Source organism: Kitasatospora sp. NPDC088391 (genome assembly GCF_044753345.1).
In the GTDB taxonomy this organism is placed as follows: Bacteria; Actinomycetota; Actinomycetes; order Streptomycetales; family Streptomycetaceae; genus Kitasatospora.
In genome coordinates this window covers 159345-185443 of record NZ_JBIVNB010000007.1, presented here as the reverse complement: position 1 = coordinate 185443, position 26099 = coordinate 159345, and the positions used below count along the sequence as shown (strand labels likewise).

Below are 26099 nucleotides of genomic sequence, written 5' to 3'. Positions count from 1 at the left end.
GTCAAGTCCCGGTGTCAGAGTTCTGGACGTGGCAACGGCCGGTGTCGGGCCGCCCGTTGGGGCGGGCACGGCACCGGCCGTGTCCGTGCGAGCCGTGCGGTGCCGGCCCGGTTACTTCTGCTTGACCTCGACCTGGGTGAAGACCGGGTCGCCGAAGGAGTCGTACTTCACGTTCTGGACGTTCTTCGAGTAGCCCGCGGTGGTCTTGTAGTACCAGAGCGGGATGGCCGGCATGTCCTTGGCCAGCTGGGCCTCGGCCTGCTGGTACAGCTCGGCGGTCTTCTCCACCGAGGTGGCCTTGTCGGCCTCGGCGGCGAACTTGTCGAACTCGGCGCTGGAGTAGCCGGCGTCGTTGGCCGCCGCGCCGGTGCCGTAGACGTCCCGCAGGAAGTTGGCGTTCAGCGGGTAGTCCTGCACCCAGCCGGTCCGCATCAGACCGTTGACCTTCTTGTTCTTGATCAGGTCGCGGGAGGTCTTGAAGTCCGGCTTGGCGTCGCCGACGCACTCGACGCCGGTGGCCTGGCGGATGGAGTTGCAGACCGCGTCCACCCACTCCTTGTGGCCGCCGTCGGCGTTGTACAGCACGGTGATCTTGTTACCGGGGACGCCGCCACCCTCGGTGACCAGCTGCTTGGCCTTGGCCGGGTCGTACGTGCAGTACTCGCCGCAGGTGTTGTCCTTGTAGCCCATGGCGCCCGGGGCGACCCAGGAGTTGGCGGCCTGGCGCGAGCCGTTCAGCACCGTCTTGGTGATGGTGGCGCGGTCGATCGCCATCGACAGGCCCTGGCGGACCTTGGCCTTGTCCTGGCCCTGCCACTCGGCCTGGTAGAGCGAGAAGGAGATGGACTGGATCGCGCCCTGGGCCTGGTCGACGGCGCGGTCGCCCAGGTCGTTCTTGTAGGAGGCGAGGTCGCTCGGGTCGACCTGGTCCAGCACGTCCAGGTTGTCGGAGACCAGGTCCTTGTAGGCGGCCTCGGCCTGCGAGTAGTTCTTGAAGACGATGCCGGCGTTCTTCGGCTTGTCGATGCCCGCGTACTTGTCGTACGCCGCGACGGTGACCGCCTTGTTGTGCTCCCAGGAGACGAACTTGTAGGCGCCGTTGCCGATCGGCGACTGGCCGTACTTCGCCGGGTCGGTGAAGAACACCTTCGGCAGCGGCGAGAAGGCGGTGTAGCCGAGCTTGTACTGGAAGTACGACACCGGGCCGGTCAGCGCGATCGTGAAGTGGGTGTCGTCGACGACCTTCAGGCCGGACATGGTCTGGGCGGTGGGGTCGCCCTTGTCCGGGTGGACGTCGGTGTAGCCCTGGATGTCGGAGAACCAGTCGGAGTTGATCTGGTTGTTCTTGACGTTGGCGGACCAGTTCCAGGCGTCCACGAAGGACTGCGCGGTCACCGGGGTGCCGTCGTGGAAGGTCCAGCCCGACTTCAGGGTGACGGTGTAGTTCTGCGCGTCGGTGGTCTCGATCTTCTCGGCGACCTGGTTGCGCAGCTTGCCGTCGGTGGGGTCGTAGTCCACCAGGCCCTTGAACAGGGACTTGATGATGCGGCCGCCGCCGACCTCCATGGCGTTCGCCGGCTGGAGCGGGTTCTGCGGCTCGCTGCTCTGGTAGCTGAAGACGCCCTGGGCGTTGACCGGACCGGCATCGCCGGCGCCACCGCCGGAAGAACCGCCACTGCCGCAGGCGGTGGCCGCGAGGGCGACCGCGACGGCTGCGACAACCCACTTGGCCTGGCTGGCACCGCGCATGGGTGTGCCTCCTGAAATCGTGTTGCAGATCGCTCGCGGCCTGGCGCGCACCCCTGCGCAGGAGCCTCGACCCGAGCTCGACTGCACCCACTATCGGTCACTCACGGGTACGGAAATGACCAATACGGATTTCAATTTGGTCACATGAACGGTGGATGAATCCCAATAATCGGACATTCACGACATACCCAGACAGGGGCGAAACGGACAGTTGTCGCGCATGACGATCAGTGACGTCCGATTAACGAACACTTCGCCCCTGCCGTCTCAAATACTGAGAGTCACCAAAAACACGACCGGCCGGTGTCCGTGAGGACACCGGCCGGTCGGGCCGAACAGGTGGGGCGTCAGCTCTTCTTGGCGCGCGAGGCGGTGCGGCCCCGGTCCTTGGCGTCCAGGACGACCTTGCGGATGCGCACGGTCTCCGGGGTCACCTCGATGCACTCGTCCTCGCGGCAGAACTCCAGCGACTGCTCCAGCGAGAGCTTGCGCGGCGGCACGATGGACTCCGCCACGTCGGCGTTCGAGGAACGCATGTTGGTGAGCTTCTTCTCCTTGGTGATGTTCACGTCCATGTCGTCGGCGCGCGAGTTCTCGCCGACGATCATGCCCTCGTACACCTCGGTGCCCGGGTCGATGAACAGCACGCCGCGCTCCTGCAGGTTGGTCATCGCGAAGGCGGTGACCACGCCGGAGCGGTCGGCGACCAGCGAGCCGTTGTTGCGGGTCGTCAGGTTGCCGAACCACGGCTCGTAGCCCTCGTGGATCGAGTGCGCGATGCCGGTGCCGCGGGTTCCGGTGAGGAACTCGGTGCGGAAGCCGATCAGGCCGCGGGACGGCACCACGAACTCCATCCGGACCCAGCCCGAGCCGTGGTTGGACATGTTGTCCATCCGGCCCTTGCGGATGCCCATGAGCTGCGTGACGGCGCCCATGTGCTCCTCGGGGACGTCCACGGTGAGGCGCTCGACCGGCTCGTGGGTCTTGCCGTTGACCTCGCGGGTGACCACCTGCGGCTTGCCGACGGTCAGCTCGAAGCCCTCGCGGCGCATGGTCTCGATCAGGATGGCCAGCGCCAGCTCGCCGCGGCCCTGCACCTCCCAGGCGTCCGGGCGCTCGGTCTCCAGCACGCGGAGCGAGACGTTGCCGATCAGCTCGCGGTCCAGGCGGTCCTTCACCTGGCGGGCCGTCACCTTGCGGTCCACCTTGCTGCTGGACTTGGCGTCGGCGCCCTTGCCGGAACCGCCCTTGCCGACCAGCGGCGAGGTGTTGGTGCCGATGGTCATCGAGATGGCCGGCTCGTCGACCGTGATCAGCGGCAGCGCGATCGGGTTCTCGGGGTCGGCCAGGGTCTCGCCGATCATGATGTCGCCGATGCCGGCGACGGCGCAGATGTCACCGGGGCCGGCCACCTCGGCCGGCTTGCGGGTGAGCGCCTCGGTCATCAGCAGCTCGGAGATCCGGACGTTCTGGATCGAGCCGTCGCGCTTGATCCAGGCCACCGTCTGGCCCTTGCGCAGCTCGCCCTGCTCGACCCGGAGCAGCGCGATGCGGCCCAGGAAGTTGTCGGCGTCCAGGTTGGTGACGTGCGCCTGCAGCGGGGCGTCCTCGTCGTAGACCGGGGCCGGGACGTGCTCCAGGATGGTGGAGAAGAACGGCTCCAGGTTCTCGGAGTCGGCCGGCACGGTGCCGTTCTCCGGCTTGGTCAGCGAGGCCACGCCGTCGCGGGCGCAGGCGAAGACGATCGGGAACTCGATCTGGTCCTCGTCCGCGTCCAGGTCCAGGAACAGGTCGTAGGTCTCGTTGATGACCTCGTCGATCCGGGCGTCCGGACGGTCGGTCTTGTTGATGCAGAGGATGACGGGCAGCCGGGCGGTGAGCGCCTTGCGCAGCACGAAGCGGGTCTGCGGCAGCGGGCCCTCGGAGGCGTCGACCAGCAGCACGACCGCGTCCACCATCGACAGGCCGCGCTCGACCTCACCGCCGAAGTCGGCGTGGCCGGGGGTGTCGATGATGTTGATGGTGATCGGCGCGCCACCGTCCTTGGGGTGGTACTTGACCGCGGTGTTCTTCGCGAGAATGGTGATGCCCTTCTCGCGCTCCAGGTCGTTCGAGTCCATCATCCGGTCGTCGAGCTGCTGGTGGGCGGCGAAGGCGCCGGCCTGCTTCAGCATGGCGTCGACCAGGGTGGTCTTGCCGTGGTCGACGTGGGCGACGATGGCGACGTTGCGGATGTCGTTGCGCGTGGGCATGCGGCGCTGATTCTCCCGGAATCGTGGGTCACGGTGCCCGGCCCGCGTCAGCATTCACCGGTCCACCCGCCGGGCACGGCACATGCCTCGGCTTCTCCCCATCGTACGGGGAAGGCTCCAACGGAGCAGAAACGGGCCGGTCGGACGCGGTGGAGATCACAACTGGGCATCGGTGCTTCCCGTACGCACCGCACGCCCGGGAGGCTTCCGCCGTGAAGAAAAGCACCCGGATACTCTTCGTGCTGGCGATCGTCGTCGGCAGCCGGCTGTTCGCGGTCCGGGTCGGCGGGGCCCCGCTGGTGGTGCGGGCGCCCCGTCGGGGCTGGTCGGCGCGTCCGTCCGCATTCACCTGGACCTGGCCCGGGGCGAGTGGGCACGGGCCCTGGAGACGGCCGAGCGGCTGACGCCCGGTCAACTGCCCGGCGCGGAGTGGGCGGTGGCCCTGCTGCGGGCCCAGACGCTGGTCTGCGCCGCCGACGCCGGGCTGGTCCCGCTGCCCGAGGCCGTGGCGCGCCTCACCGCCGAGGTCGACCGGGTCGGCAGCCGCCTTCAGGCGTCCCTGCTCCCGGGCCGCCGCGCTGCTGGCCGCCGGGCAGCCCGAGGAGGCCGGGAAGGCGCTGGCCCGGGCCCGGAAGCTGGTGCCCGGCCTGGCCCGGCCCGCCCTGGTGGAGCAGCGGGCCGCGGCCGTGGTGGTGGAGGGCTAGAGCGAGAGCTCGAACCAGACGATCTTGCCCTTGGGGGTGCGGCGGCTGCCCCAGCGTTCGGCCAGCAGGGAGACCAGTTGGAGGCCGCGGCCGCCCTCGTCGGTCTCCTGGGCGCGGCGCTGGCGGGGCTGGGCGTAGGCGTCGTCCCAGACTTCGCAGACCACCGACTTGTCGCGGAGCAGGCGCAGCCGGATCTCGCCGCGGCCGTGCCGCAGCGCGTTGGTGACGAGTTCGCTGACCAGCAGCTCGCAGGTGTCGACCAGTTCGTCGAGGCCGCGCTCCAGCAGCCAGCCGCAGGCGGCCTCGCGGGCCTTGGCGACCGAGGTGGGCTCGGGCGGCAGCCGCCAGTCGCCGACCGAGCCCTTGGGCAGGGCGTGCACCTTGGCCATCAGCAGGGCGATGTCGTCCTCGCCGTGGTGCGGGTTGAGCTCGTCCAGGACCTGGTCGCAGAGCTCCTCCAGCTGGTCGGAGCCGTTGCCGAGGGAGGTCCGGAACGCCTTCAGGCCCTCGTCGAGCTGGTGCTTGCGGGACTCCACCAGGCCGTCGGTGTAGAGGCCGAGGACGGAGCCCTCGGGCAGGTCGACGGTGACCTCCTCGAAGGGCTCGCCGCCGACGCCGAGCGGGAGGCCGGGCGGCACGTCGAGCATCCGGGCGCCCTGGCCCGGGGTGAGCAGGACGGGCGGCAGGTGGCCGGCGTTGGCGAAGGTGCAGCGCTGCTTGACGGCGTCGTAGACGGCGTACACGCAGGTGGCGAGGTAGACCTCGGGGCCGGAGCGGTCCGGGTCGGCGTCGTCGTTGCCCAGGCCGCGGGCGATCTCGTCGAGGGCGGAGAGCACTTCCTCCGGGTCGAGGTCGAGCATGGCGAGGGTGCGGACGGCGGTGCGCAGCTGGCCCATCGCGACGGCGGCGCGCAGGCCGCGGCCCATCACGTCGCCGATCACCAGGGCGGTGCGGCTGCCGGGCAGCGGGATGACGTCGAACCAGTCGCCGCCGACCTCGGTGTTGTTGTTGCTGGGCAGGTAGCGGCGGGCGATCTCCAGGCCGGAGGCGGCCGGGTTGCCGGGGGGCAGCAGGCTGCGCTGGAGGATCAGCGCGCGCTCGTGCTCGCGGCGGTAGAGCCGGGCGTTGTCGACGCAGACGGCGGCGCGGGCGACGAGTTCCTCGGCGATCGCGACCTCGCGGGCGTCGAACGGCTCGGAGCCGATCGCCCGGGACAGCTGGACCAGGCCGAGCACCTGGTCGCGGGCGACCAGCGGCACCACCAGGGTGGAGCGCAGCAGCGGGTCGGGCCCGGGCTGCGGGACGACGCTGCGGCCGGTGCGCAGGGCGCGGGCGTGCGGGGAGCGCGGCGGGTAGCAGAGCGTGCCGCCGGCCTCGGCGACCCGGACGCCGCCGCGCTCGCTGCCGAGCACCGAGGGGGCGTTGCCGACCACGCTGGAGACCGCGACCCGGCGCAGTTCGCCGCTCTCCGGGTGGGCGCCCTGCGGGTTGGAGTCGCCGGTGAGCAGGGCGCTGTACAGGTCGACGGTGGCGACGTCGCAGAACTGCGGGACGATCACGTCGAGCAGTTCCTTGGCGGTGGTCTCCAGGTCGAGGGTGGAGCCGATGTGGGTGGACGCCTCGTTGAGCAGGGCGAGGCTGCGCCGGACGCCAGCCGCCTCGCGTTCGGCGATGTGCCGGCTGGTGACGTCCTGGACCTGGCCGGCCACGCCGATCGGGCGGCCGCCGGCGGCGGTGAGCCGGTACAGCGAGACGGCCCAGGTGCGCTGCTCCTCGTCGCGGGCGCCGGCCGGGTGGTCGGCCCGGACCGGGCCGGACAGCCGCAGGTCGAGGACGGGCTCCTGGCCGGTGAGGACCTTGCGCAGGGCGAGCAGCAGCCGGTCGGCGTCGGAGGGGCGGAACACGTCGCCGGGGGCGAGGCCCTGGAGGGCGGCGGGGCTGCGGCCGACGCCGGTCGCGAAGGCGGCGTTGACGCGCTGCAGCTTGAGCTCGCAGTCGAACAGGAAGAAGCCGGTCGGGGTCTGGCCGAACACCGCCTCGGAGGCGGCCAGGTCGGTCTCGACGGCGCGCAGCCGGCCGAGGTCGACGGCCATGCAGGTGGCGGAGCCGTCGGCGCTGTCGGGCATCGCGTAGACCTCGGCGAGGTGCTCCGCGCCGGCCGGGTCCCGGTAGGGGGCGGTGCCGACCCACTCCTCGCCGGCCAGGACGCGCTCCAGCCGGGCCCGGCCGCGCTGCCAGAGCTCGCGCGGGATGAACGCGGTGATCGGGTCGGCGCCGACCGCCTCGGCGGCGGGCACCCCGAAGAACTCGGCGGCCCGGTCGCTCCACTGGGCGATCCGCCCGTCGGGGCCGATCGCGAAGGTGGCGACCCGGATGTAGTCGTAGAGGGTGCCCGACGTGCCCTGGCCCCAGCCGGCCGGCAGCGAGACGGGCGCCGTCGGGGCACCCGGTTGCTCCGGCAGCGCGGCATGACCGCTGCTGCCGTGCGTCGCGTTCTGTGCCGGGAAGCTGTTCAACGGACCGACCCCTCCAACCCGCGCCCATCCGGTGTCGAGAAGACCGAGTATTCGCTGTCCGAGTATTCATCATCCGGGCGTGGGCGCACACGCCCTTCAACGTCACAACATCGACTCGGGTGGCTGAACGTCCGAGTCTGCCAGTTCGAACCAGACGACTTTGCCCAGCCCCTCGGCCCGGGTGCCCCAGCGCAGGGCGAGCCGGCTGACCAGTTCCAGGCCGCGGCCGCCCTCGTCGCCGGCCCCGGCGTGCCGCTCCCGGGGCGGGTCGGGCAGCGGGTCGGAGATCTCCACCAGCAGGACCTCGCCGAGGGTGAGGCGGACCCCGATCGGGGCGCTGGCGTACCGGACGGAGTTCGTGACCAGCTCGCTGACCAGGAGTTCCGCGGTGTCGGTGTACTCCTCGACGCCCCAGTCGGCGAGGGTGCCGCGGACCAGCCGGCGGGCCCGGGAGACCGCGGTCGGTTCGGCGGGCAGCGTCCAGCCGGCGGTGGGCACGTCGGCCCGGCCGCGGCCGAGGCGGGCCAGCAGCAGGGCCACGTCGTCGGGCTCGCGGCCCTGTTCCATGGTGTCGAGGACGGCCTCGCACGCCTGCTGGATCGAGGCGTACGGCTGTTCGAGCACGCTGACCAACCTCCCCAGTCCCACGTCCAGATCCTTGTCGCGGGACTCCACCAGCCCGTCGGTGCACAGGGCGAGCAGGCTCCCGTCGGGGATCTCCATCTCGATGGACTCGAACGGCACCCCGCCGACGCCGAGCGGCGCGCCGGAGGGCAGGTCGAGCACCCGGCCGGCGCCGCCGGGCAGCGGGCCGCCGGAGCGGGCCGGCTCGGCGCCGGCCCCGGGCACCACCAGGACCGGCGGGATGTGGCCGGCCTTGGTGACGGTCAGGCTGCGCCGGGCCGGGTCGAAGACCGCGTAGACGCAGGTGGCGAGCAGGGCCTCGTCGGGGCCCTGGGCGAGGTCGTCGGCGAGTTCGTGGACGTGCCGGAGCACCTCCTCGGGGGCCAGGTCGAGGGCGGCCAGCACCCGGACCGCGGTGCGCAGCCGGCCCATCGTGGCGGCGGCCCGCAGGCCGTGGCCCATCACGTCGCCGACCACCAGGGCGGTGCGGTCGCCGGGCAGCGGGATGACGTCGAACCAGTCGCCGCCGACCTCGGTGCCGCTGGAGCCGGGCACGTACCGGTAGGCGACCTCGACGCCGGCGGGCTGCGGGACCTGCTGCGGCAGCAGGGTGCGCTGCAGGGTGAGGGCGGCGGTGCGCTCGCGGGCGTAGAGCCGGGCGTTGTCGAGCGAGCTGCCGGCCCGGTCGGCGAGTTCGACGGTGAAGGCCAGGTCGTCGCGGTCGAAGCCCTCGCGGTAGCCGGCCCGGCTGACCACCAGCAGGCCGATCACGATGCCGCGGGCCCGCAGCGGCACCACCAGCCGGGAGTGCACGCCCAGTTCGCGGGCGGCCTCCACCTTGGGGTCGCCAGGGAAGGACAGCTCCTCGGGCCCGCCGCCGGACAGCATCTCGGGGACGCCGCTGCGCAGCACCCGCCCGAACACCGAGTCCTCCTCGAAGGTGATCCGGGCGCCGTGCCGGAGCATGGTCTCCACCGCCGGGCCCTGCTGGATCGCGGCGACGCCGAGCTGCAGCAGCGAGGTGTGCCGGTCGTGGCCGTGCCGGGGCAGGTCGTCACCGTGCGCGACGGCCTGCAGCAGGATCACGCCCGCGTAGTCGGCCAGCCGGGGCACCACCGCGCCGGCCAGCTCCTGGGCGATCATCGCGGCGTCCAGCAGGTCGCCGACCCGGGAGCCGAACTCGTTGAGCAGCGACAGCCGGCGCCGCGCGCCCTCGACCTTGGCGACCGCCCGGTAGCGCTCGGTGACGTCCATCACGGTGCCGGAGATGCCGAGCACCCGGCCGGAGCGGTCGGTCATCCGGCTGTAGGAGATCGAGCGGTAGCCGGAGCGGGCGGTGGCCGGGGAGGCCAGCGTGACGTCGATGACCGGCTCGCCGGTGGCCAGCACCTGGCGCTGGATGGCGGTGATCTCGTCGGCGGAGCGCTCGGGCAGCGTCTCGCCGGTGGTCCGGCCGATGTGCTCCTCGGCGGGCAGGCCGTTCATCTCGGCGAGGGTGCGGTTGACGGCGGTGTAGCGCAGTTCGGTGTCCAGGACGGCGATGCCCAGCGGGGACTGCTCGAACAGCGCGTCCCGGACGGCGAGGTCGCGCTCGACGGCGCGCAGCGCGGCGGCCTCGGTGAGCGCGGCCTGCACGTACGGGGCGCCGTCGCCGTCGACCAGCAGCGAGAGCCGGGCCTCCACCTCGACGGGCACGCCGTCCCGGTCGGAGAGTTCGGCGAAGCCGTGCCAGGAGCCGCGGCGCAGGGTCTCGCGGAGGGCCGCCCCGGTCCGCTCGACCTGGTCCCGGTCCTCGATCAGCTGGTTGATGGCGCGGCCGACCAGCACCTCGCTGGGCCAGCCGAGCATCTGCTCGGCGGCCGGGCTCCAGAGCACCACCCGGCCGGAGGTGTCGAGGATGACGATCGCCACCCGGACCACGTCGAGCAGGCTGCCGCCCTCGGTGCGCCGGCTCGGGTGCAGGCTGGTGGGCGCGGTGTCGGACCGGGCGCCCGGGTGGGGGCCCGGACCGGCGGGCTCGTCCGGGTCGACGGCCCGGACGGCGCCGTCGGGCGTGCCCGGGGTGCCGGGGAAGGCGCGGACGGGGCGGCCGCGGGCGGGCCCGGCGGGGCGCTCGGCCGCGGGCGGGGCTCCGGGGCCGGCGGGCTCGCCCGGGGTGGTGGTGGCGGTCGGTCGGGGGCCGGGGCGGCCCGCGGTCGGGGCGCTGCCGGGCAGCGGGGCGGGGCGGCCCTGGTGGGCGGCCGGGCCGGTGCGGCCGTGGCCGCGCAGCCGGGCGCGGGCGGCGGCCCGGCCGGAGCGCCCGCCGCCCGGCGGCAGGGCGGGGCTGCCCGGCCGCCGCGGGCCGGACCCGGGCAGGCCGGACGCCTCGCGCTCTCCCCCGCCGTCACCCGGCTTCGCCACCTGCGGGGCCTCCGGCCGTCGCTGGAACGCCCCCGGCGGGTCGCCGGGGCACGGGCCACCGCCACGCTCTGCTCTCGCAGGCTCACCGATCGTGACGAATGCTGCCGAACACTGCCATACCCAGGGAATCGGGTGGCTATCCCGACATAGGGGTCGTCTGTCCGATTGGCGTACAGATCGGACAGGGCGCGGGCGGGAGGGGAGCGGGGCGGTCTAGTCGAGCAGGCCGTCGCGGTGCAGGTCGTCGAAGAGGATCCGGTCGACCGGAGGCACCCGGTCGCGGTCGGCGTAGCCGAACCACTCGACCTCCTCGATCTCGCTGCTGGCGGCGAGCTCCCCCGTGTAGTCGGCGGTGTAGCAGGCCATCCGGACCACGGCGCCGTCCGGGTGGCCGTGCGCCTGCGCGTGGTAGGTGCCGACGTGGGCGACGGTGTCGGGGCGGACGGCGACGGTGAGTTCCTCGGCGACCTCGCGGACCAGGGTCTGCAGGTCGCTCTCGCCGGGCTCGCGCTTGCCGCCCGGGATGTAGAACACGTCCTTGCCGCGGGGGCGGGCGCAGAGGATGCGGCCGCCCTCCAGCCGGACCCACGCCACCGTGTCGATCAGGGGTGCCATCGCCTCGCCGTTCCGGGGCCCGCCCGTGCGGGCCCGCCGTGCCGGGGCCGCCCGCGCGGCCCGCCGGTCCGACCCTACGTCAGGGGCCGGGCGGGGCCGCCGCGGTGGCCAGGCGCTGGTTCTTCAGGTCGGCCCGGTCGGTGGCCTCGGGGCCGAACCAGGGCGGCGGGACGAAGGCCGCGGCCTCCGCCGGGTCGGTGAACTCGACCTCGACGGTGCGCAGTCCGGCGAGCCGGCCGTGGAAGGTGTCGACCACCGCCTCGTACCGGCCGAGCGGCACCACCCGGCGGGTCTTGGCGACCCGGGCGTGCTCGGTGGCCGGCCAGAGCGCCTCGAACTGCCCGGCGGTGAGCGGGGTCTCCCACTCGCCGCGGACCAGGCCGGTGCCGTGCTTGACCGTCAGCGAGCAGGACCCGGCCTGGTCGCGGACCCGGGCCTCGGCGCCCTCGGGTCCGATCACCAGGTAGCCCTGGCGGACCTCGAACTCCCGCCCCGCGGGGACCTCTGCGCCCTCCGGGACGAGGAACTTCCGCTCGATCTCGACGGCCACCGGGCGTCCTCCTGGGTCGGGGCGGCGCCGGCCCGCCGGGTGCGCGCGGCTGCCGACCACCACGCTACGCGGGGCGGGGGCGTTCGGCGGGGTCTTTCGGCGGGGCGTTCGGCGGCGGCTCAGCCGGCGGCGGGCGTTCCGGGCGGGGCGCCGCCCCCGTCGGCGTCCTCGGCCTCGACCCAGTAGAGCTGCTTGTGGCCGCGGGCCTCGAACTCGGCGGCCAGCGCCTCGGCCCCGGCCCGGTCGAGGCCGCGGGCGACCAGGAAGCGGTTGCCGTTGTCGTCCTGCCGCACCACCCGGTGCGGACCGTTCGCGGCGGCGTCGGTCGACTGCATGCCGCACACGGTAGCGGTCCGGCCCGGTGGGGGGCAGGCCGGACCGCGCGCCGCAGCTCCGAGGCTGGGCGGCAGATGCTACCGGGCGGTACGCAGCCGGTTAACAACTCGTCAACGCGGGGGCGTGCCCAACTAGCTTACGCGAAGCAGGAGTTCACCGTGCAGTACGGCGAACCAGGCGTCCGGGCGGGCGGCCCAGCGGGGCCAGCCGGCGGCGATCCGCTCCAGGTCGGCGGGGGTGGCCAGCCCTTCGGCGAGCGCGGTGGCGGCGGTGTTGGAGTGCACCGTCCGCTCGGCCCAGCTCTCCGACCACCAGGCGCGCTCGGCCTCCGTCGCGTACGTCCAGGTCGAGGAGGAGGGCACCGCCTCGAGGCCCGCCAGGTCGGCCCGGAGCGCCCAGGCCAGCAGGCGGCGCCCGGCGTCGGGTTCGCCGCCGCTCGCCCGGGCGACCCGGCGGTAGAGCGCCAGCCACTCGTCCAGCTCGGGCAGTTCGGGGTACCAGGCCATCGCGGCGTAGTCGGCGTCGCGGACCGCGACCACCCCGCCCGGGGCGGCGACCCGGCGCATCTCGCGCAGCGCGGCCACCGGGTCGGCCAGGTGCTGGAGCACCTGGTGGGCGTGCACCACGTCGAACGAGGCGTCGGCGTACGGCAGCCGGTACACGTCGGCGACCTCGAAGGACAGCTGGTCCAGGCCGCGTTCGGCGGCCAGTGCGGCGGCCTGCGCGAGCACCTCGGCGGACGGGTCGACGCCGGTCACCCGCCCCTGCGGGCCGACCAGCTCCGCCAGGTCGGCGGTGATCGTGCCGGGCCCGCAGCCGACGTCCAGCACCCGCTGCCCGGGCCGAAGTTCGGGCAGCAGGTAGGCGGCCGAGTTGGCGGCGGTGCGGGTGCGGTGCGAGCGCAGGACGGCGGCGTGGTGCCCATGGGTGTAACCGGCCACGGTGGCTCCCTCCCCTTCGAAGGCGGTGCCCCGAGCATAGGAGAACCGTCCGGGGATCGGACAATCCCGTCTCGCATCGCAAGACTGATCCGCCGTCACCTGGCCCGCCGCGCACCGCCGGGAGCAGAATCGACGGCATGGGAAAGACGTACGAACGGATCGACGCCCGGCTGCGCGCGTTCATCGAGCGGCAGCCCGTGTACTTCGTCGCCACCGCGCCGCTCGCGGCCGACGGCCACGTCAACCTGTCCCCCAAGGGCCGTGCCGGGACGCTCGCGGTCCTCGACGAACTCACCGTCGCCTACCTGGACTTCGGCGGTTCGCACGCCGAGACCATCGCCCACCTGCGGGAGAACGGCCGGATCACCCTGATGTGGTGCGCCTTCGAGGGGCCGCCCACCGTGCTGCGGGTGCACGGCCGCGGCGAGCCGGTGTTCCGCGACGACCCGCGCTTCGCCGGGCTGCTCGCCGCGTTCGACCCGGCCGCGGACGGCACCGGGCTGCGGGCGGTCGTGCTGGTCCGGGCCGAGCGGGTGAGCGACTCCTGCGGGTTCGCCGTCCCGTTCATGGACTACCGCTCCGACCGCGGGCTGCACGCCGAGTTCTTCGACCGCAAGGGCGAGGAGAAGTTCGGCGAGTACTGCGAGAGCAAGGACCACGTCGCCGTCAGCATCGACGGCCTGCCCTCGCTCCCCCTCCCGCTGCCGCCCCGGCCCGCCTGACCCGGACCCGGCAGGTCCGGGCGGGCGCGGCGTACCGTGGAGCCCGTCCCGCCGCCGACCCCGGAGTGCCGCCCGTGCCCCGCCCCCACGTCCTGCTGAGCGCCGCCGTCTCGATCGACGGACACCTCGACGACGCCTCCCCCGACCGGCTGCTGCTCTCCAACGCCGAGGACTTCGACCGGGTCGACGCACTGCGCGCCGACAGCGACGCGATCCTGGTCGGCGGCGGCACGCTGCGCGCCGACAACCCCCGGCTGCTGGTCAACTCGCCCGCCCGGCGTGCCGGGCGGCTCGCCGCCGGACACCCCGAGCACCCGCTCAAGGTCACCCTGAGCGCCAGTGGCCGACTCGACCCGGCGCTGCGGTTCTGGCACACCGGCGGCGCCAAGCTGGCCTTCACCACCGACGCCACCGCGCCCGCGCTGCGCGCCGCGCTGGCCGACGCGCCCGGCACCGAGGTGGTCGGGCTCGGCGGGTCCGTCCCGCTGGGCGCGGTGCTGGACGAGCTGGGCGCGCGCGGGGTCCGCCGGCTGATGGTCGAGGGCGGCGGCAGCGTGCACACCCGCTTCCTCGCCGAGGGCCTGGCCGACGAGCTGCAGCTGGCCGTCGCCCCGCTGCTGGTCGGCCAGGCGGACGCGCCGCGCTTCCTCTCCCCCGCCGCCTACCCCGGCGGCCCGACCCGCCGGATGCGCCTGCTGGAGGCACGTACCGTGGGGGACGTCGTCCTGCTGCGGTACGCCCCGAAGGAGTCCCCCGATGAGCACTGAGTCCGACCTGCGGTGGCTGCGGCACGCGATCGAACTCTCCCGGCGCTGCCCGCCCTCGGAGACCGCGTTCTCGGTCGGCGCGGTGGTCGTCGGCGCGGACGGCGCGGTGCTCGCCGAGGGCTTCAGCCGCGAGGTGGACGCCGTGAACCACGCCGAGGAGGCCGCCCTCGGCAAGCTGCCGGCCGGCGACCCGCGGCTGCGCGCCGCCACCCTCTACTCCACCCTGGAGCCCTGCGGGCAGCGCGCCTCCCGCCCGCACCCCTGCGCCGAGCTGATCGTCGCGGCCGGGGTGCCCCGGGTGGTGACGGCCTGGCGGGAGCCCGCGCTGTTCGTCGAGGCGTGCCGGGGCACCGCGCTGCTCGCCGCGGCGGGCGTCGAGGTGGTGGAGCTGCCGGAGCTGGCGGCGGAGGCCCGGGCGGTCAACGCGCACCTGGTGGGCTGAGGGCCGCACCCCCACGGGTTTTGTACGATTGAGGAACAAACACTCGTACCAGGTCTCCCGAGGAGCCCCGATGCCCGTCCTCACCCCGCCGGTCCGGGCCGTCCTGCTCGACATGGACGGCACCCTGGTCAACTCCGACGCCGTGGTCGAACGCTGCTGGCGCCGCTGGGCCGAGCGCAACGGCCTGGACGGGGACGCGATCATGCCCGTGGTGCACGGCCGCCAAGGCCACCTGACCATGGCCCTGCTGTTGCCCGACCGCCCGGTCGAGCAGAACCTCGCCGAGAACGCGGTGATGCTCGACGAGGAGTCCTCCGACACCGACGGCGTGGTCGAAGTCCCGGGCGCCGCGCGGCTGGTGGCCTCGCTGGCCGGGCTGCCGCACGCGCTGGTGACCTCAGCCGACGACCGGCTCGCCCGGGTCCGGATGGCCGCCGCCGGCGTACCGCTGCCGCCGCTGATGATCACCGCCGAGCAGGTCGGCGCCAGCAAGCCCGACCCGGAGGGCTTCCTGAAGGCCGCCGCCGAGTTGGGCGTCGCCCCCGCCGAGTGCCTGGTGCTGGAGGACTCCGAGGCGGGCATCGCCGCCGCCCGCGCCGCCGGGATGCCCGTCCTCGGCATCGGCCCGCGCGCGGCCGCCCACCGGCCCGACCACCACGTGGACGACCTCTCCGGGGTGACCGTCACCGCCGCCGGGGACGGCGGGCTGGTCGTCCGGCTGCCCTGACCCGCCGCACCGGTGCCGCACCGGTGCCGCACCGTCAGCGGGCCGGCTCGGCCGGGCCGGTGGGCCGCGAGGTCCGGCCGGCGCCGGGCCCCCGGCCCGGGAGCGCGGCCGCGGGCAGGGCCCCGCAGGCGGCGAACAGGGCGAGGGCGGGCAGCGCGTGCTGCGCCCCGACCCCGGCGGCGGTGGCGATGCCCAGGGTCGGGCCGATGTTCATCGCGGTCTGCTTCAACCCGCCGACGGCGCCCGCGTACCCGGGCGGGGCGTCGCCGACCACGCTGCCGGTCGCCGTCACCATCACCGCCGCGAACCCGGCCCCCAGCAACGCCGAGGCCACCCCCGTCGGCACCGGGACCGCCCCGCCGCCGCCCGGACCGGCCAGCCCGCCGATCCCCGCCACCAGCAGCAGGACGCCCGCCGAGGCCGTCCGGCGCGGCCCCCACCGGCCCAGTGCCCGGGCGGCGGCCGGCGCGCCCAGCACCATCAGCGCGGTCAGCGGCAGCATCCGCAGCGCGGCACCCAGCGGGCCGACGTGCAGGGCGTCCTGGAGCCGGAAGGTGGTGCGGAACAGGGTGCCGAACAGTCCGGCGGAGGACGCCAGCAGCAGCACCAGCGAAGCCGTCACCGGGCGGGAGCGGGCCACCGGACGCGGCACCACCGGCTCGGCGGCCCGCCGCTCGTGCACCACCAGGACGACCAACAGCCCCGCCGCGCAGGCGAGTTCGGGGACGCTGCCGGACCGGCCCCGGTCCGGGACGGCCGCCAGGGCGTGCACCAGGACGGCGAGCGCGGCCGCCAGCAGGGCCGCGCCGACCAGGTCGAGGCGCCGGGCCCGGCCCTCGACCGGCGGCGGGCGCAGCGCCAGCGCCATCGCCGCGATCAGCACCGCCACCGGCAGGTTGATCCAGAACACCGCCCGCCAGCCGAACGCGTCGACCAGGACGCCGCCCAGCAGCGGCCCCGCGCCGGCCGCGACCGCGATCGCGCCCGTCCGCACGGCGATCGCCCGGCCCAGCCGCTCCGGCGGGCAGCACAGCCGCAGCAGCGCGAGCGTCCCCGGCTGCAGCAGCGCGCCGAACGCGCCCTGGGCGACCCGGAGTCCGACCACCCAGCCGACCGTCGGGGCCAGCGCGATCGCGGCCGAGGACGCGCCGAACCCGAGCACGCCCGCCAGCAGCGTCCGGCAGTGCCCGTACCGGTCGCCGATCCGGCCCGCGACCACCAGCAGGGCCGCGACGGCGACCAGGTAGCCGGTGCTGGTCCACTGCAACTCGGCGGTGCTCGCGGCGAGTTCGCGCCGCATCGCGGGCTGGGCGATCAGCAGCACGGTGCCGTCCAGCGCCACCAGCATCGCGGCGGCGGCGCTCACCGGCAGTGCGAGCCGGCTCATCGCGCCCCGCCCAGGTGGGCCGCCAGCACCGCGTCCAGCAGCTCCCCCTCGCGGCCCTCCCCGAGCATCAGCCGGGTGCTCCCCCAGCCCTGCAGCTGGGCCAGCCCGTGCAGGTTCGCCCAGAGCGCGGCCGCCACCACCGGGGCGCGCCCCGCGTCCCCCGTGCACTCCCCCACCAGACGCGCCATCTCCGCGAACAGCGGCCCGGTCTCCTCCCGCAGCCGGGGCCCGTCCGCCTCCTGCCCGTCGCCGTTCAGCAGGTCGTGACGGAACATCAGCTCGTACATGCCGCGCCGCTCGTCCGCAAACCCCAGGTACGCCCGGGCGATCCCCGCCAACTGCCCCCGCGCGTCCGCCGCCCCGACCTCCGCGAACCGCGCCGCCAACTCCGCGAACCCGCGCCGCGCCACCGCCGACAGCAACTCCCGGTGCGTCGGGAAGTACCGCCGCGGCGCCCCGTGCGACACCCCGGCCCGCCGCGCGATCTCCCGCAGCCCCACCGCCCCCGACCCCTCGGCCAGCACCAACTCCACCCCGGCATCCACCAGGCGCTCCCGGAGGGACTCTCCCGCATCGCTCATAGACACTGTCTACCAGCCCCGCGCAGACACTGTCTACGGCTAGACTCGGGCCATGACCTCACTGCCCGACTGGATGCGCCCGCCCCGCGCGGAAGGCTGGTTCGCGGAGGATCTCGACCGCCTCCCGGAGGCGCCCCGGCACACCGAACTGATCGACGGAGCGCTCGTCTTCATGATGTCGCCGCAGAGGTGGTGGCACGGCCACCTCGTCACCATGCTCACCGTCGCTCTCATGGAGCAGGCGCCCGCCGACACAAGAGTCGGCCGCGAAATGACCATCAAGCTGGACCCGCGCAACCGCCCCGAACCGGACCTGTTGGTGACGACCGCCGATTTCGACGGCGACCGCACCTGGTTCGCCCCCGAGGACGTCCAACTCGTCATCGAGGTCGTCTCCCCCGAGTCCGCCCACCGCGACCGCACAGTAAAACTTCGCAAGTACGCAGAAGCCGGCATCCCGCACTACTGGCGCATCGAGGACGAGGACGGCGCACCCGTCGTCCACGTCTACGAGCTCGACGAGCCCACCCGCAGCTACGCACCGGCCGGGATCTTCCGCGGCACTCTCAGCCGCCCGGTGCCCTTCGGGATCGAACTGGACCTCGCCCGGCTGACGCCGCGGCCGCGGTCCTGAGCAGTGAACGGCGAAGGGACCGCCCCCGGTTGGGAGCGGTCCCTCGTGCGTGCCGATGGGGCGTCAGACGTTGAAGCGGAACTCGACGACGTCACCGTCCTGCATGACGTAGTCCTTGCCCTCGATGCGGGCCTTGCCCTTGGCGCGGGCTTCGGCGGTGGAGCCGGTTTCGACGAGGTCGGTGAAGGCGATGACCTCGGCCTTGATGAAGCCCTTCTGGAAGTCGGTGTGGATGACGCCGGCGGCCTCGGGGGCGGTGGCGCCCTTCTTGATGGTCCAGGCGCGGGATTCCTTGGGGCCGGCGGTGAGGTAGGTCTGCAGGCCGAGGGTGTCGAAGCCGACGCGGGCGAGGGTGGCGAGGCCGGGCTCCTCCTGGCCCATGGACTGGAGGAGTTCGAGGGCCTCGGCGTCGTCGAGCTCGATCAGCTCGGACTCGATCTTGGCGTTGAGGAAGATGGCCTCGGCGGGGGCGACCAGGGCGCGCTGGGCGTTCTTGAAGTCCTCGTCGGAGAGCTCGTCCTCGTCCACGTTGAAGACGTAGAGGAAGGGCTTGGCGGTGAGGAGGTGCAGCTCGCGGATCGGGGTGGTGTCGAACCCGGCCTCGAAGAGGGTCTTGCCGGTCTCCAGGACGGCCTGCGCGGCCTCGGCGGCGGCCAGGACGGGGGCGGTCTCCTTCTTGAGGCGCGCCTCCTTCTGGAGCCGGGGCAGGACCTTCTCGACGGTCTGGAGGTCGGCGAGGATCAGCTCGGTGTGGATGGTCTCGATGTCGTCCTTGGGGGACACCTTGCCGTCCACGTGCACCACGTCGGGGTCGGTGAAGGCCCGCACGACCTGGCAGATGGCGTCCGACTCGCGGATGTTGGCGAGGAACTTGTTGCCCAGGCCCTCGCCCTCGCTGGCGCCGCGCACGATGCCGGCGATGTCGACGAAGTCGACGGTGGCCGGGAGGATGCGCTGCGAGCCGAAGATCTCGGCGAGCTTGGTCAGCCGCTCGTCCGGGACGCCGACGACGCCGACGTTGGGCTCGATGGTGGCGAACGGGTAGTTGGCCGCCAGCACGTCGTTCTTGGTCAGGGCGTTGAACAGGGTCGACTTGCCGACGTTCGGCAGGCCGACGATTCCGATCGTGAGCGACATGGAGAGTGGTGTCCCGTGGCTTGGAGGGCTTCGAGGTGACCCGTGCGGGCCGATCCCCCAGTCTACGGGGCCTGCGGGGGCCCGACGGCAGCACGGTGGGGCGCGCGACGGACGGACACGGACAATTCCTCGGGGGCCATTACAGACGGTGTCGATGATCGGACCGTACGTTGGTCGGGTGGAGCAGAGAGTCCGTACCCAGCCGCCAGGGCCGCGAAGGCGTCCGCCCGGGCGCGGCGCGGCCGAGGCCGCAGTCCCCGAGCAGAGCGGGCCCCCCGAGTCCCGGTTGCGGACGGCCTCCGGGGGCCGGGCCGGGCCGCCGGTGCAGCAGGTGGTGCAGCGGCTGCTGACGGCCCGTCGGTCGCGCGGCCCCGGCACCGGCACCGGCGGCGGGCGTCCGGCCCGGCTGACGGCGGTGGGCACCGGGGTGGTCGCGGTGGCCGGGACGCTGGCGGCGGCGGGGCTGGACCGGCTGCTGTTCGGCGGGCTCGGGGTGCTGTTCGGGCTCGGCTATCTGGTGGTGTGCTTCCAGCTGGCCGTGCGGGTGCGGTACCCGGACCTGCCGGCGGCGCCGATCTGCGGGCCGATCGCCTTCGCGGCGGCGCTGGTGCTGCTGCAGCCGTCCACCGCGCAGGGGATCACCGGCCAGCTGGTGTCGCTGGCCGGCGGCCTGGCGCTGCGGGCGGGCTGGCTGTTCACCGGCACCGGCCTGGCCGGTGCGATCGTCACCGCGCGTTACCTCGCCCAGCGCCGCCGGCACCGCGCGCCCGCCGCCCGCCGCTCCTCCTGACGGCGGCGGGCGGAGCGGCGGACCGGCTCAGCCCCGGCCCGCGGCCATCGCCGCGCCGACGATGCCCGCGTCGTTGCGGAGTTCGGCCGGGACGACCTCGGCCCGGCGCTCCCTGAGCAGCGGCAGGAACTTCTCGTGCTTGCGGCTGACCCCGCCGCCGACGATCACCAGCTGCGGGGAGAAGAGCTTCTCGACCAGGTCGAGGTACTCGTCGACCCGCTCGGCCCAGGCGGCCCAGCTGAGGTCGTGGCGCTCCTTGGCGGCGGAGGAGGCGCGCCGTTCGGCGTCCTTGCCGCGCAGCTCCAGGTGGCCGAGCTCGGTGTTGGGGACGAGCACCCCGTCGGAGAACAGGGCGCTGCCGATGCCGGTGCCGAAGGTCAGCAGCAGCACCACGCCGGGGCGGCCGCGCCCGGCGCCGTGGGTGACCTCGGCGATGCCGGCCGCGTCGGCGTCGTTGACCACGGTGGCGGGCAGGCCGAGCGCCTCGGTGAAGCGGGCGGCGGCGTCCAGGCCGACCCAGCCCTTGTCGACGTTGGCGGCGGTGGTGGTCCGGCCGGCCACGACCACGCCGGGGAAGGTCAGGCCGACCGGCCCCCGGTGGTCGAAGTGCCGGACGACCTCGCAGACGGCGTCGATCACCGCGTCCGGCTCGGAGGGCTGCGGGGTGAGCACCTTGTGGCGCTCCCGGGCGAGCACGCCCCGCTCCAGGTCGACCGGGGCGCCCTTGATGCCCGAGCCGCCGATGTCCACGCCGAAGAGCGTCGTCACTGCTGTCGCCTCCCGTACCGCGCCGGTGCCGCCGGGGGCGCCCGCCGCCCACCGGCCTTCGCACCAACGTACGGGTGCGCGGGGGGCGGCGCAGCCGTTCCCGAGCCGCGGGCCGTCCGCACGGGCGACGCCCGGGCCTCCTGGCGGGGGTCCGGGCGTCGGGCGGTGACGGGGGGTCAGAGCTTGCCGGCGGCCTCGGCGCGCAGGTCGCGGCGGAGCTCCTTGGGGAGCGAGAAGGTGAGGTGCTCCTCGGCGGTCTTGACGATCCGGACGTCCTCGAAGCCGTGCGAGGCGAGCAGTTCGAGCACGCCGTCGACCAGGATCTCCGGCACCGAGGCGCCGCTGGTCAGGCCGACCGTGGTGACGCCCTCCAGCCAGGCCGGGTCGATCTCCTCGGCGAAGTCGACCAGGTGGGCGGCCTTGGCGCCGTACTCGAGGCCGACCTCGACCAGGCGGACCGAGTTGGAGGAGTTCTTGGAGCCGACCACGATCAGCAGGTCGGCCTCGGGGGCGAGCTGCTTGACCGCGACCTGGCGGTTCTGGGTGGCGTAGCAGATGTCGTCGCTGGGCGGGGAGACCAGCAGCGGGAAGCGCTCCTTGAGGGCGCCGACGGTCTCCATCGTCTCGTCCACCGACAGGGTGGTCTGGGAGAGCCAGACCAGCTTGGACTCGTCGCGGACGGTGACGTTGGCGACGTCCGCGGCGCCGTCCACCAGGTGGATCCGCTCCGGGGCCTCGCCCATCGTGCCGACGACCTCCTCGTGGCCCTCGTGGCCGATCAGCAGGATGTCGTAGTCCTCGTCGGCGAACCGGCGGGCCTCCTTGTGCACCTTGGTGACCAGCGGGCAGGTGGCGTCGATGGTGGCGAGCTTGCCGGCCTCGGCCTCGTCGTGCACGGACGGGGCCACGCCGTGCGCGGAGAACACCACGATCGCGCCCTCGGGCACCTCCTCCGTCTCGTCGACGAAGATCGCGCCCTGTCGCTCCAGGGTCTGCACGACGTACTTGTTGTGGACGATCTGCTTGCGGACGTAGATGGGCGCCCCGTACTGCTCAAGGGCCTTCTCCACGGCGATCACGGCGCGGTCGACACCCGCGCAGTAGCCACGGGGGGCGGCGAGCAGGACACGGCGCTGAGCACTGGTGGACATGGCCCCATCGTACGGGCGAGTCCCGGGGCCGCGGTTCCCCGCGTCCCGGTTTCCCGCTCGCCCGGTTCCCCCGGGACGTCCTCGGCTGCGGCTAGCCTCGGGACATGGCCAATGCGAGCAGTCCCGAAGCGCCCCTGCCGGTGGGGAAGGTCTCGGCGTTGATCGGCGGGTGGGTCGACCGGCTGGGCGAGGTGTGGGTGGAGGGGCAGATCGCGCAGCTGTCCCGGCGGCCGGGGGCGGGCATGGTGTTCCTGACGCTGCGTGACCCGGAGCGGGACGTCTCGCTGACGGTGACCTGCTTCCGGCAGGTGTTCGAGCAGGTCGCGGAGGCCGTCCAGGAGGGCTCCCGGGTGATCGTGCTGGCGAAGCCGGAGTGGTACGCGGCGCGCGGCAGCCTGTCACTGCGGGCGTCCGAGATCCGGCTGGTCGGGTTGGGCGAACTGCTGGCCCGGCTGGAGCAGTTGAAGCGCCGGCTGTTCGCCGAGGGCCTGTTCGAGGAGGGGCGGAAGAAGCCGCTGCCGTTCCTGCCGGGCTGCGTGGGGCTGGTGACGGGCCGGGGCTCGGCGGCCGAGCGGGACGTGCTGGAGAACGCCCGGCGGCGCTGGCCGGCGGTGCGCTTCGAGGTGCGGAACGTGCCGGTGCAGGGGCCGCAGGCGGTGGCCGGGGTGTGCGCGGCGGTGCGGGAGCTGGACGCGCTGCCGGAGGTCGAGGTGATCGTGGTGGCCCGCGGCGGCGGCAGCGTGGAGGACCTGCTGCCGTTCTCCGACGAGGAGTTGGTGCGGACGGTGGCGGCGGCCCGGACGCCGGTGGTGAGCGCGATCGGGCACGAGCCGGACCAGCCGCTGCTGGACTTCGTCGCGGACTTCCGGGCGTCCACGCCGACGGACGCGGCGAAGCGGGTGGTGCCGGACGTCGGCGAGGAGCTGGCCCGGGTGCGGCAGTTGCGGGACCGGGCCCGCCGGTCGGTGCTGCACCGGGTGGAGCGGGAGCGGGCGGGGCTGGCCGCGGTGCGCAGCCGGCCGGCCCTGGCGGCGCCGACCGAGGCGGTGGCGGCGCGCGGCGCCGAGGTGACGGCGCTGCTGGAGCGGGCCCGCCGGGTGCTGGGGCACCGGCTGGACCACGCGGAGACCGACCTGGGGCACGCGCTGGCCCGGGTGGTGGCGCTGTCGCCGCTGGCCACCCTGGAGCGCGGGTACGCGGTGCTGCGGAAGGCGGACGGCACGGTGGTGACGGACCCGGCGCAGGTCGCGGACGGCGAGGCACTGCGGGCCCGGGTGGCGGGCGGCAGCCTCGACCTGCGGGCGGGGACCGAGGACGGGGACTGACGGCGGACGGGCGGGGCTGGCGAGGCGTCGGACCGGCTCGCGGGGGGCTCCACGAGCCCCCTCTCCGCGGGCGAATCCGGGCGTTTCGCCGCCAATACCCGCGAACCGCTTGCTCCGGGTCGAACCGGCTCCTACTGTGACGGGCCTTCCCTTTTCCGGAGCTTCCCGGAGGTCGGCATGGCTGGTTCCCCGTCCGCGAGACCGGCGGCGACGCCCGCGCTGATCGAGGCAGCCCGGGCCGGGGACCGCGCGGCCTGGACGGACATCTACCGCTGCTACCACGGCGCGGTGCTGGCGTACCTGCTGCGCCGGACCGGTTCCCGCCCGCTGGCCGAGGACCTGGCCCAGGACACCTTCGTCCGGGCGATGGCGGGCATCCGCGGCTTCCGCTGGACCGGCGCGGACTTCGGCGCCTGGCTGTTCACGATCGCCCGCAACGTGCTGCTGGACCACGAGAAGCGGCGCTCCACCCGCCGGGAGCGGGCGGTCGCGGCGGTCGCCGACCGCGATTCGGGCGTCCGGGTGGAGGAGGCGGTGATCGCGGCGGCGGAGGCGGCCCGGGTGGACGCGGCGCTGGCGGTGCTGAACGAGCGCCAGCGGGCGGTGCTGCGGCTGCGGTACTGGGACGGGCTCAGCTCGCCGGAGATCGCGGACCGGATCGGGCTGCGGGTGGGCGCGGTGAAGACGCTGACGTACCGGGCCAGGCTGAACCTGCGCCGTTCGCTGGCCCGGTGACGGGCCGTCAGTCCTGGTCGAGCGGCCGCTGCCGGGAGAGCGGGGTGGAGTGCTCGCGGAAGCCGAGGCTCCGGTAGAGCGCCTCGCCGCCCTCGGTGGCGTGCAGGTCGACCCGGGTGGCGCGGTGGGCGTCGAACCAGGCGAGCAGGGCCTCGGTGCAGGCCCGGGCGTGGCCGCGGCCGCGGTGGGCGGGGTCGGTGCTGATGTTGAAGACGAAGCCGAACCGGCCCTCGGGGTGGCCGGGGGCGGGCAGCCGCTGCTCCAGGGTGCCGATGGCGCAGCTCGCCAGTCGGCCGGGCCGTTCCGGGTCGTCGACCACGTACGCCTGCATGCGGCGCTCCGGCTCGGCGAGCGCGCGGGCCAGCTCCCGGCGGGCCGTCTCCTGCCAGGGTCCGGGGCGGGCCGCGCCCTGCATCGACTCGAACATCAGCGTGCGGAGTCGGACCAGTTCGTCCGCGTCCGCGGGCCCGGCCGGGCGTGGAGTGCTCATGTCCGGCAGCGTAGGACGGGGCGCAAGGGGTTTGTCGGGTCGAGCGCCTACCCTGGCGGCATGGCAGATCAGCGGGGTGGCGCGGCGGAGTCGGAGCGGGCGCCCGGGTACGAGCAGGCGCGGGACGAACTGCTGGAGGTGGTCCGGCGGTTGGAGAACGGCGGGACGACGCTGGAGGAGTCGCTGGCGCTGTGGGAGCGCGGCGAGGAGCTGGCGAAGGTCTGCCAGCGCTGGCTGGACGGCGCCCGGGCCCGGTTGGACGCGGCGCTGGCCGCGGAGGAGCCCGCCGGGGAGTGAGCGCGGCCCGGGTGTGATCCGGATCACCGTCGGGCCCGGGAATGGTTTAAGTTTCATCGAAGTTGGAACCGTCCGTACGGCCACCGCGCCGCACCGACCCCGGACCCCGTTCCCGCTCTGCGAAGGACACCGAATCATGACCCTGGCCCTCGACGCCGCCGCCCAGGACCTGCTGTTCCGCGAGGCCCGCACCGCCAACACCTTCTCGGACGAGCCGGTCGGCGACGAGCAGATCCAGGCCGTCTACGACCTGGTGAAGTACGGCCCGACCGCGTTCAACCAGCAGCCGCTGCGGATCGTCCTGGTCCGCTCCGAGGAGGGCCGCGCCCGCCTGGTCGAGCACATGGCGGACGGCAACAAGGCGAAGACCTCGACCGCGCCGCTGGTCGCGATCCTGGCCGCGGACAACGAGTTCCACGAGGAGCTCCCGTCCCAGCTGCCGCACTTCCCGCAGGCCAAGGAGATGTTCTTCAGCGAGCGCTCGGTCCGCGAGTCCTCGGCGACCCTGAACGGCGCCCTGCAGGCCGCGTACTTCATCATCGGCGTCCGCGCCGCCGGCCTGGCCGCCGGCCCGATGACCGGCTACGACGCCGCGGGCATCAACAAGGAGTTCTTCGCCGACGGCGAGCACTCGGTGCTGGCCGTGGTCAACATCGGCAAGCCGGGCGAGGACGCCTGGTTCCCGCGCGGCCCGCGCCTGGCCTACGACGAGGTCGTCACCACCGTCTGAGCCCGGTGACAGCGAAGGCCCCCGCCGTTCCCGGCGGGGGCCTTCCGCGTGCCCGGCGCTACTTGAGCGAGCGGGCCAGTTCGGCCAGTTCCTCGTACGAGGCGGTGCCGGTGAGCACCGTGGTGCCGGTGCCGCCGGCCGGGCGGGTCAGCGCCCGGTAGCGGTCGCCCTGCACCCGCTGCCACTCCTGGCCGTCCACCGTGACGGTGCCGTCCGGCTTGCCGCCGGGGACGTTGGCGGAGACCACGTCGGCGGGCCGGTCGTTGCTCTGCTCGACCGCCGCGTACTGGCCGGAGGCGGTGCTCAGGCCCAGGTGCCAGAGCGCGTGGCCCTTGTCGCCGGGGCTGTACGTGACCGAGGTGGCCTGCCAGCCCGCGGGGAGCGGCTGCGGGCCGAGCAGCGGGTACGGGGCGGCCCGCCTGGCCGAGGAGAGCTCGGCCTGGAAGGGCACCGGGTGCACTCCGCCGTTCTTCTCGTCGGCGCCGGGGATGCTGAAGTACGCCACCACGACCACGACGCCGACCGCCGCCATCGACAGGACCATGTCCCGGACCGACTGGCGGTTGCGCTTGCTGCTGTCTGCCACCCGCCCATGGTAGGCGGCGCTTATCCCGGCCCCGCCCGCGGGCCGCCGCGGCGGGGTTCGCCGCCGGGCGCGAGGAGTGCGCCACAGACACCCGTCCGACCTGCCGATACGATCGCAGCAACCCTCATTGCAGCGCCGGTGGC

General features: G+C 74.0%; 24 protein-coding genes and 1 pseudogene. 10 read left to right on the top strand and 15 right to left on the bottom strand.

The genetic code is table 11. The features are described from left to right. Positions 1–111 precede the first annotated feature (111 nt). Both ACIQBJ_RS22100 and typA read right to left on the bottom strand, forming a co-directional pair. Positions 112–1749, bottom strand: a complete 1638-nt coding sequence (locus tag ACIQBJ_RS22100) for an ABC transporter substrate-binding protein (protein WP_400713046.1) — start codon at positions 1747–1749, stop codon at positions 112–114. A gap of 347 nt (positions 1750–2096) precedes the next feature. Further along, the gene (gene typA, locus ACIQBJ_RS22095; RefSeq protein WP_400713043.1) at positions 2097–4001 is read right to left on the bottom strand and encodes a translational GTPase TypA; all 1905 of its coding nucleotides are present in this window, start codon (positions 3999–4001) and stop codon (positions 2097–2099) included. Between the two features lie 212 nt (positions 4002–4213). Between typA and ACIQBJ_RS22090 the strand changes: the two genes are divergently transcribed. Continuing rightward, entirely contained in the window at positions 4214–4405 is a 192-nt protein-coding gene (locus ACIQBJ_RS22090; protein ID WP_400713040.1) for a hypothetical protein, read from the top strand. A gap of 296 nt (positions 4406–4701) precedes the next feature. Here ACIQBJ_RS22090 and ACIQBJ_RS22085 read toward each other — a convergent pair whose 3' ends face one another. The 6 genes from ACIQBJ_RS22085 to ACIQBJ_RS22060 all read right to left on the bottom strand — a co-directional run bounded on the left by ACIQBJ_RS22085 (position 4702) and on the right by ACIQBJ_RS22060 (position 12687). After that, positions 4702–7221: a SpoIIE family protein phosphatase gene (locus tag ACIQBJ_RS22085; protein WP_400713037.1), complete on the bottom strand. Its 2520-nt coding sequence runs from the start codon at positions 7219–7221 to the stop codon at positions 4702–4704. 102 nt (positions 7222–7323) lie between these two features. After that, on the bottom strand, positions 7324–10245 hold the full coding sequence (locus ACIQBJ_RS22080) for a SpoIIE family protein phosphatase (RefSeq protein ID WP_400713034.1): 2922 nt from the start codon (positions 10243–10245) through the stop codon (positions 7324–7326). Positions 10246–10458: 213 nt separating this feature from the next. Further along, on the bottom strand, positions 10459–10860 hold the full coding sequence (locus ACIQBJ_RS22075) for an NUDIX domain-containing protein (RefSeq protein WP_400713031.1): 402 nt from the start codon (positions 10858–10860) through the stop codon (positions 10459–10461). 79 nt (positions 10861–10939) lie between these two features. After that, entirely contained in the window at positions 10940–11410 is a 471-nt protein-coding gene (locus tag ACIQBJ_RS22070) for an adenylate cyclase (RefSeq protein ID WP_400713028.1), read from the bottom strand. 119 nt (positions 11411–11529) lie between these two features. Then, positions 11530–11745, bottom strand: a complete 216-nt coding sequence (locus ACIQBJ_RS22065) for an SPOR domain-containing protein (protein WP_400713025.1) — start codon at positions 11743–11745, stop codon at positions 11530–11532. 132 nt (positions 11746–11877) lie between these two features. Continuing rightward, on the bottom strand, positions 11878–12687 hold the full coding sequence (locus ACIQBJ_RS22060; RefSeq protein WP_400713022.1) for a methyltransferase domain-containing protein: 810 nt from the start codon (positions 12685–12687) through the stop codon (positions 11878–11880). A gap of 137 nt (positions 12688–12824) precedes the next feature. Between ACIQBJ_RS22060 and ACIQBJ_RS22055 the strand changes: the two genes are divergently transcribed. From ACIQBJ_RS22055 to ACIQBJ_RS22045, 3 genes and pseudogenes are all read left to right on the top strand, one after another. Continuing rightward, positions 12825–13409 (top strand): pyridoxamine 5'-phosphate oxidase family protein, encoded by a 585-nt coding sequence (locus ACIQBJ_RS22055; protein ID WP_400713019.1) that lies wholly within the window; start codon positions 12825–12827, stop codon positions 13407–13409. Positions 13410–13483: 74 nt separating this feature from the next. Continuing rightward, positions 13484–14618: pseudogene (locus ACIQBJ_RS22050) on the top strand (dihydrofolate reductase family protein). Positions 14619–14688: 70 nt separating this feature from the next. After that, a complete protein-coding gene (locus tag ACIQBJ_RS22045) occupies positions 14689–15345 on the top strand; it encodes an HAD-IA family hydrolase (RefSeq protein WP_400713016.1) in 657 nt (218 codons plus the stop codon). 34 nt (positions 15346–15379) lie between these two features. Here the strand turns inward: ACIQBJ_RS22045 and ACIQBJ_RS22040 are convergent, their stop codons facing one another. Both ACIQBJ_RS22040 and ACIQBJ_RS22035 read right to left on the bottom strand, forming a co-directional pair. Then, on the bottom strand, positions 15380–16732 hold the full coding sequence (locus tag ACIQBJ_RS22040) for an MFS transporter (protein WP_400713013.1): 1353 nt from the start codon (positions 16730–16732) through the stop codon (positions 15380–15382). Then, positions 16729–17313: a TetR/AcrR family transcriptional regulator gene (locus ACIQBJ_RS22035; RefSeq protein ID WP_400713010.1), complete on the bottom strand. Its 585-nt coding sequence runs from the start codon at positions 17311–17313 to the stop codon at positions 16729–16731. Before ACIQBJ_RS22035 ends, ACIQBJ_RS22040 begins: the two co-directional genes overlap by 4 nt. Before the next feature lie 52 nt (positions 17314–17365). Between ACIQBJ_RS22035 and ACIQBJ_RS22030 the strand changes: the two genes are divergently transcribed. Then, positions 17366–17947 carry a Uma2 family endonuclease gene (locus ACIQBJ_RS22030; protein ID WP_400713007.1) on the top strand — a complete coding sequence of 194 codons (582 nt, stop codon included), beginning with the start codon at positions 17366–17368 and terminating at the stop codon, positions 17945–17947. Between the two features lie 63 nt (positions 17948–18010). On the opposite strand, the gene ychF is transcribed toward ACIQBJ_RS22030, so the two are convergent. Beyond that, positions 18011–19084, bottom strand: a complete 1074-nt coding sequence (ychF, locus tag ACIQBJ_RS22025) for a redox-regulated ATPase YchF (protein ID WP_400713004.1) — start codon at positions 19082–19084, stop codon at positions 18011–18013. A gap of 331 nt (positions 19085–19415) precedes the next feature. On the opposite strand from ychF, the gene ACIQBJ_RS22020 reads away from it, so the two are divergent. Beyond that, positions 19416–19874 carry a DUF6542 domain-containing protein gene (locus ACIQBJ_RS22020; protein WP_400713001.1) on the top strand — a complete coding sequence of 153 codons (459 nt, stop codon included), beginning with the start codon at positions 19416–19418 and terminating at the stop codon, positions 19872–19874. 27 nt (positions 19875–19901) lie between these two features. On the opposite strand, the gene ppgK is transcribed toward ACIQBJ_RS22020, so the two are convergent. Together ppgK and ACIQBJ_RS22010 are read right to left on the bottom strand one after the other, a co-directional pair. After that, positions 19902–20642, bottom strand: a complete 741-nt coding sequence (gene ppgK, locus ACIQBJ_RS22015) for a polyphosphate--glucose phosphotransferase (RefSeq protein WP_400712998.1) — start codon at positions 20640–20642, stop codon at positions 19902–19904. Between the two features lie 176 nt (positions 20643–20818). Continuing rightward, positions 20819–21793: a 4-hydroxy-3-methylbut-2-enyl diphosphate reductase gene (locus tag ACIQBJ_RS22010; RefSeq protein WP_400712995.1), complete on the bottom strand. Its 975-nt coding sequence runs from the start codon at positions 21791–21793 to the stop codon at positions 20819–20821. Between the two features lie 104 nt (positions 21794–21897). Between ACIQBJ_RS22010 and xseA the strand changes: the two genes are divergently transcribed. Then, on the top strand, positions 21898–23118 hold the full coding sequence (xseA, locus tag ACIQBJ_RS22005) for an exodeoxyribonuclease VII large subunit (protein WP_400712992.1): 1221 nt from the start codon (positions 21898–21900) through the stop codon (positions 23116–23118). A 177-nt stretch (positions 23119–23295) separates the two neighbouring features. After that, a complete protein-coding gene (locus ACIQBJ_RS22000) occupies positions 23296–23853 on the top strand; it encodes an RNA polymerase sigma factor (protein WP_400712989.1) in 558 nt (185 codons plus the stop codon). Positions 23854–23860: 7 nt separating this feature from the next. Here ACIQBJ_RS22000 and ACIQBJ_RS21995 read toward each other — a convergent pair whose 3' ends face one another. Next, positions 23861–24343 carry a GNAT family N-acetyltransferase gene (locus tag ACIQBJ_RS21995; protein ID WP_400712986.1) on the bottom strand — a complete coding sequence of 161 codons (483 nt, stop codon included), beginning with the start codon at positions 24341–24343 and terminating at the stop codon, positions 23861–23863. Positions 24344–24403: 60 nt separating this feature from the next. On the opposite strand from ACIQBJ_RS21995, the gene ACIQBJ_RS21990 reads away from it, so the two are divergent. Together ACIQBJ_RS21990 and ACIQBJ_RS21985 are read left to right on the top strand one after the other, a co-directional pair. Next, positions 24404–24640 carry an exodeoxyribonuclease VII small subunit gene (locus tag ACIQBJ_RS21990; protein ID WP_400712983.1) on the top strand — a complete coding sequence of 79 codons (237 nt, stop codon included), beginning with the start codon at positions 24404–24406 and terminating at the stop codon, positions 24638–24640. Positions 24641–24776: 136 nt separating this feature from the next. Then, positions 24777–25370 carry a malonic semialdehyde reductase gene (locus ACIQBJ_RS21985; RefSeq protein ID WP_400712980.1) on the top strand — a complete coding sequence of 198 codons (594 nt, stop codon included), beginning with the start codon at positions 24777–24779 and terminating at the stop codon, positions 25368–25370. A gap of 58 nt (positions 25371–25428) precedes the next feature. Here the strand turns inward: ACIQBJ_RS21985 and ACIQBJ_RS21980 are convergent, their stop codons facing one another. Further along, entirely contained in the window at positions 25429–25956 is a 528-nt protein-coding gene (locus ACIQBJ_RS21980) for a DUF4245 domain-containing protein (RefSeq protein WP_400712977.1), read from the bottom strand. Between the last annotated feature and the right edge of the window lie 143 nt (positions 25957–26099).